Origin of the sequence: Geoanaerobacter pelophilus (assembly GCF_018476885.1) — a bacterium.
GTDB classification, from domain to species: Bacteria; Desulfobacterota; Desulfuromonadia; order Geobacterales; family DSM-12255; genus Geoanaerobacter; species Geoanaerobacter pelophilus.
Genome location: NZ_JAHCVJ010000011.1, coordinates 63787 through 75724, shown reverse-complemented (window position 1 = coordinate 75724; position 11938 = coordinate 63787). Strand labels below are relative to the sequence as shown.

The following is an 11938-nucleotide window of genomic DNA, read 5'->3' as shown; positions in this document are numbered from 1 at the left end:
GCCTACGCCTGGGCCAAAGATGCTGTCGGCAATGTCTCTGCCGCCATGTCGGCAACAGTAACCATCAACCTGCCGGATGTAACGGCACCGGTCGTCTCTATTCCGAGTCCGATTGATGGGGCTATTGTCAAGGGAACCATCACGGTTACAGCCGGAGCGTCTGATAATAAAGGGGTTACCCGCGTTGAATTTTTTGTAAATGATAACCTTCTTGCCAGTACTAATACTGCTCCATTTAGCGTCAACTGGAACACCGACACGGTTGCAAACGGTTCATACATGATTACAGCCAAGGCTTATGACGCTGCAGGCAACAGCGGCGAGTCTGTGATTAATGTGACTGTCAATAACCCGGTTGCCGATATTACACCGCCTGCTATTACCTTCAGTTCACCGAGTTCAAATTCTGTATACGGTTCCAGTGTAAACATAAGCGCTTCTGCGGCTGATAATGTCGGGGTAACCAGAATGGAGCTTTACGTTGACGGCACGCTTAAATTGACGACAAGCGCCAGTTCAATCAACACCAAAGTGAGTATTGCCAAAGGGGCACATGAGATAATAGTGAAGGCTTATGATGCCGCTAATAACATGACTTCTTCTGCAAAAACAATAAACAGATTCTTCTAAGGGTATCAGGAGCTTATATCAAAAGGGCACTGGATTTTTCCAGTGCCCTTTTAGCTTTACAATTTGTGAAATACGTTTTATTTGCGGAACCTGCGGCAGCATGCTCCGAGTCCGGCTAACCCGGCGCCAAGCAGGAAAAAGGTTGAAGGCTCAGGAACCGGGGCCTGATCTACCCTGACATTGTCGAGTGCAGCGCCATAAGGCCCCTCCTTAGCATTCCCAAAATAAAGTTCATACGTTGAGGATGTAGCGAAAAAGTCAAAATAGAGGGTTGTCCACCCCATGTTGTCCTTATTGTAGCCGTTCTGGATAAAATCGAAGGCGTTTAGTACTGCTCCGTCTGAATCTGTCATCGAGATGGTTAATAATGTTATCAATGCTTTATCATATCCCTGGTCGGGATTGCCTGCCATATCAAACTGGACCCTATAGGTTTTCCCAATTTCAGTTGTCAAATTGGTCATGATTAGCCCGGGTTCATTCCCGGCAAGATCAATGCTCTTTGCCCCGTCACTCGGTTGCCAGTAGCTTTCAATCCAATCAATGGAACCACTAACGACGGTCCATCCCGTAATACTCGTATCCCCGGCTGGCAGGGTAACAAAATCTTTGCCCAAATAGTTACCTTCAAAGCTGCCGTTAATTATTGGTGATGCTTGCGCTGAGCAGTTAACACCAAGTAAGAGGCACAGGCATACAAAACTGATCAGGATTGTTCTCATAGCTGTCTCCTTATTGAAACAATTTATATTTAAGGTTGAAAATGCAATATAGCCGCCAACTTAGCAATGTGTTGTAATTGCACTGCTTTTCAATCACCCTATTCCCTTAGGGATTTAAGTGTTAAGGATATCGACAAATATATTTCATTAATTACATGTAATTATTGTCGATTGTTTGTTTGATATCAGATAGTTATGCTAAATAAGGGAAGTTAAGTGGTTAGTAAGGAAATTCGACACACTGCGTGGATGAAATTAGCTCATAACTTCTTGCCACCATTCATGAAACACGATATGTTGACTCAATGACGATCAACCGGCCAATGAATTTTCACATTGTAACTATCCACGCCATCCCTTCACCGCAGGCTGTTCCGTTGGCAGCAGCTTGCTTGAAGGTTTACCTCGACTCTCGCCCTGATCCAGGCTATTCCCTGAATGTCAGCTGTGCCGAGTTTTTTTCAGGCACTTCGCTTGATGAAATCTGTGACGCGATTTTGACGCAAGCCCCTGATATCGTGGGTCTGCCGGTCTATGTCTGGAACCGGGCCGAGTGCTGCGCAATTGTCGACAAACTGCGCTCTAAGGCCCCTGATCTGAAGATCATGGCAGGAGGACCCGAAGTCACGGCTGATCCGCTTTCTGTCTTGGCTGCAGCCCCGTTCGATTTTCTGGTGGTGGGGGAGGGGGAACTGACTGTCGCTGAAGTGGTGGATCGATTGGCAACAGGCAAAGATATCGACGATGTTGCCGGTGTAGCCAGGATGAATGCCGGCAAGCTCCAGTTGTCAAAGCGTGCCCCGATAGAGGACCTCTCAATCCTTCCGTCTCCGTGGCTTGCAGGCCTTCTTGATTCGCACATCGCATCTGGTGTTGTCTGGCAATTGTCCCGCGGCTGTTCTTTTGGTTGCGATTTCTGTTTTGACGGCATGGGCGACCGCAAGGTCAGGCGCTACCCAATGGAGCGACTTGAGGCGGAGCTGGCTTATTTTGTGAAGCGTGACGTCAGCCAGGTATTTGTGCTCGACTCTACCTTTAACCAGGATGTGAAAAGGGCCAAGAAGTTATTGCGGCTTATCGCCAAGAAAGCTCCTCTGGTTCATTTCCATTTTGAGGTCCGTCATGAACTGCTGGATCAAGAACAAGCGCAGCTATTTTCAGCCTTAACGTGTTCTCTGCAAATCGGTCTGCAGAGTGCCGATCCGGAAGTTGCTGCTAATGTAGGCAGAAAATTCAATCGCGATGATTTTGTCCAAAAAATCATGTTTCTCAACGAGCATGGGGCTATCTTCGGTTTTGACCTGATTTATGGGCTGCCCGGCGATACCATTGACCGGTTCAGGGATGGTCTCAACTTTGCTCTGGGGCTCTATCCCAATCACCTGGATATTTTTCCACTTTCGGTCCTCCCCGGTACCAGGGTTGCCGGTCGCGCAGAGAGCCTGGGATTGAAATTTATCACGGCACCGCCGTACACCTTGCTGGAATCGCCAACCTTTCCGGTCGCTGACATGAATGCCGCTCGCCGCCTGGGAGCAGCCTGTGACATCTTCTACAGTCGGGGCAAGGCGGTAGCCTGGTTCAACGGGATCCTGTCAGCATTGACCATGAGCCCAGCAGATTTTTTAGAGCAATTTGCCGGATGGCTGATCGGTAAGAGCGGCGCTGAGCCGGAAGAATCCGGTTATGGCGATGAGGCTATATGGCAATTACAGCGAGAGTTTCTTTCTGTGCTATTTGAGCGGCACAAGCTCAAGCGCCTTCTGCCGCTGGCCCTGGATTTTGTGGACTACCATTACCATTATGCTGCTTCAATCATGGCCGTGGCTCCAGAGATCCGACCGCTTACCGGGGCCAAGCTTATGACGACTCTCCTGGTCAAACCGGTATCGACACGCTTGGCTCGGTTTAATTATGAAATCCTTGACCTCCTTGAGTCCGGCGAGCCGAATCTGCCGAAGTTACACCGAGATCTCCAGACTTCGGCTTCTTTTGCCGTCATCTACCCAAGAGGGGGGGAGGTCTTTACTGAATCGATTGCTGAGCCGTATTATCGTCTTCTGGAAATGATTGACGGGGAGAGCCACACTACGGATTTGGTAAAGTCGCTTGGCCTGCCTCTGGACGAGGCGCAAGAGTTTCTTGAATTTGCCGTTGAAGAAGGGATTGTTGGTGCACAGCCGCAGGCTGGGCGATAACGGCTTTCGGCATGCCGAAAGTTACGCAATGTGCCGGATCAGTTCAGTTTATCCAGACTTTCATCAATTGATCTCTTAAGCGATTCAAGTTCATTTTTGATCTTTTTCCGCTCTTTATCAGTCATTGCACTCAGGTCAATAGCCGTGATTTTGCTGGAGAACGATCTGAAGAGGCGGACAAAGCTTTTTCTTTCTTTTTTTACCCCTTCCTTGTTTCTGATGCTTGAGCGGGTTAGCCCTTCTTTGCGGTAGCGATCGTACATCGCTTGCATCTCAATTGCAGAGGGGAGCTTGGCGATCTCCACCAGGATGCTCCTGGCGATTTTGTGGTCGCTACGGCATTCATCGCGAATAGCTGCCGGAAGCCTGGTAAGAGAGATGATTTCGGAGATGGTTGGTACTGATTTACCGATAATCCCGGCCAGTTCTGCCAATGTGTAACAATGGAGCGATTTCAGCCGGTCAAGAGCCTCTGATTCCTCGATGCAGGTAAGATCCTGACGGACCAGGTTTTCCACCAGAGCAATCTCGGCGGCATCTCCGTCGGCAAGCAGACCGGGGATATGTTTAAGACCTCCTCTTCTGGCTGCTTCTAAACGCCTGCTTCCGGCTACAACAAAGAGCTGCCCGTATTCCGATTGCCTGAACAGTACCGGTTCCAGAAGGCCGAGGCGGCTTATCGAGGCTGTCAGTTCTGCCAGGCTCTCTTGGTCCATGGTTTTGCGCGGCTGCGAAGGGTCCGGGAGAAGTTCGGCGACCTCCAGCCGGTAGAGACGCCCTTTCTGATAGGCTGGAACGCTCTTCGGCTGAGGCTGTTCCGGGGCCTGCTTTTGCTCGACTTCGAAAAAAGAGAGCTGATCAAAAAGATTGTCTTCCAGCTCGCTCAGTTTGGATTGTTTGGCCATGGGTCACTCTCGTATTACATCCGGATATGAAGCGATCGAATCTTAACGCATCGAAACGGATATCTCAAGGGGCTAAAATTGAATTTTGATGAAATAGCGGATCGCTACGCAAGGCTTCTTTCGGAGGTTGATAACTGGTATCGTCGTTGTCAATCGGCTTTCCCGCATGAGATTCAGTGTGTAAAGGGTTGTAGTGACTGCTGTCGAGCACTTTTCGACATTACGTTGCTCGATGCCTGGTTTCTCCGAGTTGGTTTTAAGAGGCTTACCAAAGAGGTCAGATCTCAGGTTGCGCTAAAGGCTGGGGAGCGGTTACAAGGATTGCGCGCTATCTGGCCTGAACTATCCCCTCCGTATCTGCTGAATCACCGTCCCGAAGACCAGTGGCAAGAGCTGATGCCGGAAGAAGACGAAACTCCCTGTGTACTGCTCGGAGAAGATGGCCGCTGCCTGGTCTACGAACATCGCCCTATGACTTGCAGGCTTCATGGTCTGCCACTCATTGATCCGGACGGGACAGTCATGCACGATGAATGGTGTACCATGAATTTCCCCGGAATCGACCCGCTGCAGTTGACAGAGTTGAGAGCGGATTTTACCCGGATGTTCAGGGAGGAAGTGGCGCAATTCAGGGGATTTGAACGATTGTTGTTAAATAAAGGGTTCATGGAGCTGGACACCTTTATTCCACTGGCACTACTGGTGGATTATGATAGCTTTGATTGGATGCAGTGGCTGAAAACACATAGGTAACTGAAGGGGGAGGGTTGTTAGGAGCTGATTATTACCCGTCTACCGGCAACGCTGAGTCTGCCTTCGGCAAAAAGCTGGATCGCTTTTGGGTAAATCTGGTGTTCTTCCTTGTGAATCCGCTCTGAAAGGGTTGTTTCCGTGTCGTCGTTTTCTACCGGCACTGGTGCCTGAATAATGATCGGGCCGGTATCACACCCGGCATCGACAAAATGAACGGTGCAGCCGGAAACCTTGACGCCATAATCTAGCGCCTGCTTCTGGGCGTCAAGGCCGGGGAAAGCAGGGAGCAGGGCAGGATGGATATTCATGATGCGGTTATGGAAGGCGTCGATTATGACCGGAGTCAGGATCCGCATGAATCCGGCGAGGATGACCAGTTCCACCCCATGTTCCTGGAGAATCTTCACCAGTGCGGCATCATAAGCCTCCCGGCTGTCAAACCCCTTATATGGGAGATGTATTGCCGGAATGCCATGTTTCCTGGCCCGTTCCAGCGCAAAAGCTTCACCTTTGTTACTGATGACACAAGCTACCCGGGCCGAAAGGTCGCCTGACTCGATTGCGTCGATAATCGCCTGCAGATTGGTGCCGTTTCCGGAAACCAGCACCCCTAGTTTTACTCCCCTGTTGTCAGACATTACGGCATTACTCCTTGAACTCCACGCACTCCTTGCCAGGGCTGCATTTGGCTACTTCACCAATGACAAAGGCAGTTTCGTTGAGTCCGGAAAGCCGGATCAGGATGTCGTCAGTCTCTTTTTCCGGAACGGCCAGCACCATACCGATGCCGCAGTTGAAGGTGCGGAACATCTCCTCGTCGGAGATAGCGCCACCTTCCTGCATAATTTTGAATATTGGTGGCACATCCCAGGCACTGCGGTCAATGAGGGCTTTACATGAAGCGGGCAACACTCGTGGAATATTCTCCAGCAGGCCGCCGCCGGTGATGTGGGCAATGCCGTTCAGGTGGAAATCGCGCATCAGGTTGAGCACTGACTTGACATAGATGCGGGTAGGGGTCAGCAGCTCGTCGGCAACGGTTTTGTTAAGCCCGGGGAGCAGGTTGTCCATCTTCAGCCCGAGTTTTTCAAGGATAACCTTCCGGGCCAGAGAGTAGCCGTTACTGTGGAGGCCGCTTGATGCGATCCCGATCAACCGATCGCCGACGGTAATGGACGAGCCATCGATGATCCGGTCGCGGTCGACAACACCAACGGTAAAGCCGGCAATGTCATATTCGCCGTCGGCATAAAAACCTGGCATCTCAGCAGTTTCTCCGCCGATCAGGGCGCAACCGGCCTGGACACAACCGTTGGAGATCCCTTTGACGATTTCTGCGGCTTTTTCCGGGAGCAGGCGGCCGGTGGCAAGGTAGTCGAGGAAGAAGAGCGGTTCAGCGCCTTGGACCACGATATCATTGACGCACATCGCCACCAGATCAATGCCAACAGTGTCATGACGGTCGGTCATAAAGGCAATTTTCAGTTTTGTTCCGACACCGTCAGTGCCGGAAACCAGAACCGGATTCTTGTACTTCTGGGTGTTGAGGGAGAACAGCCCGCCGAACCCACCAATGTCGGCAATCACTTCCGGTCGGGATGTGGCTTTTACCAAAGGTTTTATCATCTTGACAAAAGCGTTGCCTGCGTCGATATCAACACCGGCGTCTTTGTAAGTTACTCCCATATGTTCACGGCTCCAATCGGTTCGTTAGTGCAACCATTTTCATAAACCATCGGCCTGTAAAAGTCAAACCGATAATGGCTTAAATATTTGTTTACATGAAGAGGTTGATCGCTTATCATGCCGCCAATGACGGGGCTTGGCGATATTACTATTTGCCCGATGACCGAGGCTGACCTGGATCAGGTTCTGGCTATCGAGGAGGTCTCTTACCCAAAGCCCTGGGCCAGGGAACATTTCCTTGACGAGCTGCAATCCCCCTATGCCTTTCCCCTGGTGGCGCTGGACAACGAAGGGCGAGTGGCCGGGTATATCTGCCCGACCCTGCTGTTTGATGAGGGGGAGATCCGCAATGTTGCGGTTCGTTCCGACATGAGAAACTATGGTGTCGGTCGTGCCCTGGTGGAGTCGGTCCTGAGCGAATGTCGCAGCAGGAACGCCGCCTATGTGGGGCTAGAGGTACGGGTGTCCAATGATGCTGCTCGGGCACTTTATAAAAAACTTGGTTTTGTCGAATCCGGGCAACGACCTAAATATTATGAAAACGGCGAGGATGCAGTTCTGATGGAGTGCCCCTTGACCGAAGCGGAGAGATCTGATGCAGTTTAAATCAATGGTTTTGTCCAACGTGGAGGTTTCCCCTTCTTATTTTCGGCTGCGGATGACTGCCCCCCCAACCATATCAGGTTCTCAACCGGGGCAGTTCGTCATGGTTCGGGTCAACCCGGCCATTGACCCGCTGCTGCGACGGCCGTTCGGAGTGTTCGACCTCGGCACCTTTGAAACCGCATACACCGATTGTGGCAGACAGAGCTTCCTGGAGATACTGTACAAGGTTGTTGGCAAGGGGACCGCGCTGCTCTCTGACCTGCACCAGGGAGACCACCTGGATATCCTCGGGCCCTTGGGGAAAGGCTTTACTTTCGGCGAACCGGCTGGCGAGAAGCTGCTGGTTGGTGGCGGCGTTGGGTTGGCCCCTCTCTATTACCTGGCGAAGGAGCTGGTAAAGGGTTCCAAGGTCAACCTGTTTGCCGGCGGCAGAAACAAGGACGATGTACTATGTATCACCGAGTTCGAGCGGCTGGGTGTTGAGACCTATGTGGCCACTGATGACGGCACCCTGGGGACCCGCGGTCTGGTGACCGAGGTCTTTGAGCAACAACTGGCAAAGGCAGGACCAAACGCAATGATCTTTGCCTGTGGCCCGTTTCCAATGCTCCAGGCCGTGGCGCTTCTGGCTGAAAAGTATCAGGTGCCTTGCCAGGTCTCGCTTGAGGCATACATGGCGTGTGGCGTCGGCGCTTGCCTAGGTTGCGTGGTCAAGGGAAAGAACCATAGTGACAGTACGCCGGATTACCGTTGTGTATGCAAGGACGGCCCGGTATTTGATTCAAAAGACCTCCTCTGGAGTTAAAAAATGACTACACCGAATCTATCCGTTGAGATTGCAGGAATAAAGCTGCGCAACCCGGTGATGACCGCTTCCGGCACCTTTGGTTATGGTGCCGAGTTTGCGCCTTACATGAGTTTGGAGAAAATTGGGGCGATCGTCACCAAGGGGTTGTCGATGAAGCCCAAGGCTGGCAACCCGACGCCGAGGATCGTTGAAACCCCGGGTGGGATGTTGAATGCCATCGGCTTGCAGAACGTCGGCATTGAGGCGTTCAAGGCGGAGAAGGTGCCTTTTTTGCGGACAATAGCCACCCCGGTAATAGTCAACCTGTACGGCAATACCTTGGAGGAGTATGGCGAGCTGACGGAAATAATCGACACCATTCCGGAAGTGGCCGGGATCGAAGTCAATATTTCCTGTCCCAACGTCAAGCAGGGTGGGATAGTCTTCGGTACTGATCCAAAGGCCGCTTTCGAGGTGGTAAGCCTGGTGCGGGAATCAACCTTGAAGCCGGTGATCGTCAAGCTCTCTCCCAATGTCACTGATGTTGTTGTCATGGCCCAGGCGTGCGTCGATGCCGGGGCCGATGCTCTGTCACTGATCAACACCCTGACCGGGATGGCTATCGACCTGCAGAAGCGACGACCGATTTTGGCCAACATCACCGGCGGGCTTTCCGGCCCGGCGATCAAGCCGGTGGCGCTTCGGATGGTCTGGCAGGTGGCCAAGGCGGTACAGGTTCCTTTGATCGGCATCGGCGGGATTATGACCGCCACTGACGCCCTGGAGTTCATTCTGGCAGGGGCCACAGCGGTCCAGGTCGGCACGGCAAATTTCCTTGATCCGTCCGCAGCAGCGACTATTGCTGCCGGTATTGAAGAGTGGTTGGTGGCGAATGGGGTATCGGATATCCGTGACCTGATCGGTGCGCTCAAGACCGACCGATGAGCCAATGGCGTAACTCTCTTGCCGCGGCCCTTGCCACTCCTGAACAGTTGGCCGAGCATTTCGGCACAGCTCCCGGACCTTTACAACAGGTAGCTCTTCGCTATCCGCTGCGCATCACACCGCATTACCTGTCACTGATCCGTGAACCGGGCGACCCGATCTGGCGCCAGTGTGTGCCTGATCCACTTGAACTGACGGATGACCAGGCTGCTGACCCTCTCTGTGAGGAGAGTCTTAGCCCTGTTCCCGGTCTTATCCATCGTTACCCAGACCGTGTGGTCTGGCTGGTTGCCAACGAATGCGCTGTTTATTGCCGTTTCTGCATGAGAAAGAGGCAGGTCGGCTGCGGCGCAGCTTCAGGCACCAGCGATATCGCTGCAGTGCTTGCCTACATCTCAGCCACTCCAGCAATTCGAGATGTCATCCTCTCCGGCGGCGATCCCTTGCTTCTATCAGATGAACAACTCGAGGAGTTGCTCGCAGGTCTCCGAAAAATACCTCATGTCGAGATCATCCGAATCGGTACGCGGGTACCGGTTACTCTCCCGGAACGGGTAACGCCGGAACTCTGCAGTATACTCAGACGGTTCCATCCACTTTATATCAATACCCATTTCAACCATTCGCAGGAGATAACCCCAGAATCGACCCGTGCTTGTGGACTACTGGCTGACGCAGGTATCCAGCTCGGCAACCAGACAGTGCTCCTCAAGGGGGTTAATGATACACCGCAGGTCATGAAGACGCTGATGACCGGGCTGCTGAAGATCAGGGTGCGACCGTACTACATTCACCAGATGGATCTGGTGAATGGTACCGGCCACTTTCGGACAACCGTAGATTGCGGGATTGATATAATAGGCGCGATAAGGGGGCATATATCGGGGCTTGCTACCCCCTATTACGTCATCGATCTTGCTGGCGGCAAGGGGAAGGTGCCTCTGTTGCCGGAAGATGTCAGAAGGGAAGGGGATAAACTGCTATTAAAGAATTATATGGGGGAGATTGTGGAATACAGAAACCCCCTTATCACTTAATGATAGAATGGTTGCCCATTCGGTCTGACATGATTTTAAGATTTTCCCCTCAGGTCAATTATCTCCATCTTGTTATTGTTCTCAGGGAATTTTGATGACGGACCTTCAGTAAGAATAGCAAAATCGCCTTTCATTTTGTGTGAAGCCAGCCATTGAGTTATATAAGACTTCCAGTTCCCGGGGTGATCGGTTTCATGCATCGGGAAAACCCCATATGAAAACTGAAGCCCCTGGCATGTGCTTTTTTGCGAACTTATTGCTACAGTCCAAACCGGAAGTCGATAACGGGAGAGGCTCCGTGCGGTTGCACCACTGTGGGTTGGGACGAAAACAGCAGCCGGAATGACATATTTCAGGCATTCCTCAACAGCTATTGTAATAAGGTTTGCAGGCCGAACCCTCTTTCCGAGTTCAACCCCGCGGCGCATCTTTTGTGCTGAAATCGGACGACGATTTGGCTCGACATTAACTGCGATCTTTCCCAGCATCTCAACGGCTTCCACCGGGTAGCTCCCCATTGCTGACTCACCTGACAGCATGACGCAGTCGGTGCCATCCAGAATTGCATTTGCTACATCTGTTGACTCCGCTCTTGTCGGGCGGCTGTTGCCGATCATCGATTCAAGCATTTGGGTAGCGGTTATGACAGGCTTACCCTTCATGTTGGCAAGGCTCATTATATCCTTTTGGACTGTGGCGATCATCTCTATGGGAACTTCGACACCAAGGTCGCCACGAGCTATCATGACGCCATCGGCAGCATCAATTATTTCTTCCAGCCTGTCCAGCGCCCTTGTCCGCTCGATTTTTGCAATAATGAAAGGAACCCGGCCAAGTTCGGCCGAAGCCTTGCGGACTGCTTCAATATCGTCTGCACTCTCTACAAATGACTGGCTGACGGCATCAACACCATTCTCGATCGCAAAGCGGAGGCAATTACGGTCGTGTTCAGTAAATGCACTTATTCCAAGATCTATTCCGGGTATGTTAAGCCCCTTTCGTGAGCGTAATTCCCCACCAACAACAATAGTGCATTCAACCTCGTTTCCCTCTACTCTTGAAGCCTTCATCTGTATTACCCCATCATTCAGATAAAGTGTATCGCCAGGCCTTACGACTTGTGGCAGAGGTTCAAAAGTCACGGAAGCACAATTCACGTCCCCGACTATGTCATCGGTGGTCAATGTAAAAGACGCTCCAGGTAAAAGTTGCACTGGCTCACAGGCAATTTTTCCGATACGCATCTTTGGTCCCGGCAGATCAGCCATGATTGCCAGCTGTTTTCCAGTTTTCAGCGCAGCTGCACGCAGATTTTTGATTACGGTCATGTGACCATCAAATGCACCATGGGAGAAATTGAGCCTGGCAACATTCATCCCTGCCATCAACATTTTCTCCATTATTTCAATTGATTCCGATGCCGGGCCGATTGTGCAGACGAGTTTTGTTTTATGCTCGGGAAGAGTCAAAATTGCCTCCATTTGATTAGCTACCATTAAAATCCGCATCAGATCTGTATTTAACGGTTAGAGTTTATCGTTAATTTTGAATTTTCCAAGAAAAGTTAAAAATATGTACCTTTTATACAATTTCAATGGGTATTAAAAACGGGTGCTGCCTAGGGATGAGAAAGGGATAGATTTAGGAAAGGAGGGGCAAGCCAGAGCGT

At 51.4% G+C, this 11938-nt stretch carries 12 protein-coding genes; 7 read left to right on the top strand and 5 right to left on the bottom strand.

All coding sequences use genetic code 11. The annotated features are described in order from the left end of the window. A partial coding sequence (locus tag KI809_RS19080) for an Ig-like domain-containing protein (protein ID WP_246559516.1) occupies nt 1-630 on the top strand: 630 nt, incomplete at its 5' end. A 77-nt stretch (nt 631-707) separates the two neighbouring features. Here KI809_RS19080 and KI809_RS19075 read toward each other — a convergent pair. Beyond that, complete coding sequence (locus KI809_RS19075; RefSeq protein ID WP_214173199.1) at nt 708-1352, bottom strand: choice-of-anchor C family PEP-CTERM protein; 645 nt, start codon at nt 1350-1352, stop codon at nt 708-710. Nucleotides 1353-1675: 323 nt separating this feature from the next. On the opposite strand from KI809_RS19075, the gene KI809_RS19070 reads away from it, so the two are divergent. Continuing rightward, entirely contained in the window at nt 1676-3550 is a 1875-nt protein-coding gene (locus KI809_RS19070; protein ID WP_214173195.1) for a B12-binding domain-containing radical SAM protein, read from the top strand. A 38-nt stretch (nt 3551-3588) separates the two neighbouring features. Here the strand turns inward: KI809_RS19070 and KI809_RS19065 are convergent, their stop codons facing one another. After that, a complete protein-coding gene (locus tag KI809_RS19065; RefSeq protein WP_214173194.1) occupies nt 3589-4455 on the bottom strand; it encodes a ParB/RepB/Spo0J family partition protein in 867 nt (288 codons plus the stop codon). A gap of 78 nt (nt 4456-4533) precedes the next feature. On the opposite strand from KI809_RS19065, the gene KI809_RS19060 reads away from it, so the two are divergent. Then, complete coding sequence (locus tag KI809_RS19060; RefSeq protein WP_214173193.1) at nt 4534-5208, top strand: YkgJ family cysteine cluster protein; 675 nt, start codon at nt 4534-4536, stop codon at nt 5206-5208. A gap of 17 nt (nt 5209-5225) precedes the next feature. Here KI809_RS19060 and purN read toward each other — a convergent pair whose 3' ends face one another. Then, nucleotides 5226-5846, bottom strand: a complete 621-nt coding sequence (gene purN, locus KI809_RS19055) for a phosphoribosylglycinamide formyltransferase (RefSeq protein WP_214173192.1) — start codon at nt 5844-5846, stop codon at nt 5226-5228. A 7-nt stretch (nt 5847-5853) separates the two neighbouring features. Continuing rightward, nucleotides 5854-6894: a phosphoribosylformylglycinamidine cyclo-ligase gene (purM, locus tag KI809_RS19050; protein WP_214173191.1), complete on the bottom strand. Its 1041-nt coding sequence runs from the start codon at nt 6892-6894 to the stop codon at nt 5854-5856. A gap of 117 nt (nt 6895-7011) precedes the next feature. Between purM and rimI the strand changes: the two genes are divergently transcribed. From rimI to KI809_RS19030, 4 genes are read left to right on the top strand one after another with little or no spacing between them, the layout of a single operon-like run. After that, a complete protein-coding gene (gene rimI / locus KI809_RS19045; protein ID WP_246559515.1) occupies nt 7012-7500 on the top strand; it encodes a ribosomal protein S18-alanine N-acetyltransferase in 489 nt (162 codons plus the stop codon). Beyond that, nucleotides 7490-8305 carry a dihydroorotate dehydrogenase electron transfer subunit gene (locus KI809_RS19040; RefSeq protein ID WP_214173190.1) on the top strand — a complete coding sequence of 272 codons (816 nt, stop codon included), beginning with the start codon at nt 7490-7492 and terminating at the stop codon, nt 8303-8305. The genes rimI and KI809_RS19040 overlap by 11 nt, the downstream gene beginning before the upstream one ends. A gap of 3 nt (nt 8306-8308) precedes the next feature. Next, the gene (locus KI809_RS19035; protein ID WP_214173189.1) at nt 8309-9232 is read left to right on the top strand and encodes a dihydroorotate dehydrogenase; all 924 of its coding nucleotides are present in this window, start codon (nt 8309-8311) and stop codon (nt 9230-9232) included. Next, on the top strand, nt 9229-10269 hold the full coding sequence (locus KI809_RS19030; protein ID WP_214173188.1) for a KamA family radical SAM protein: 1041 nt from the start codon (nt 9229-9231) through the stop codon (nt 10267-10269). The genes KI809_RS19035 and KI809_RS19030 overlap by 4 nt, the downstream gene beginning before the upstream one ends. Before the next feature lie 35 nt (nt 10270-10304). On the opposite strand, the gene pyk is transcribed toward KI809_RS19030, so the two are convergent. Next, nucleotides 10305-11738 (bottom strand): pyruvate kinase, encoded by a 1434-nt coding sequence (gene pyk / locus KI809_RS19025; protein ID WP_214173187.1) that lies wholly within the window; start codon nt 11736-11738, stop codon nt 10305-10307. Nucleotides 11739-11938: the final 200 nt, after the last annotated feature.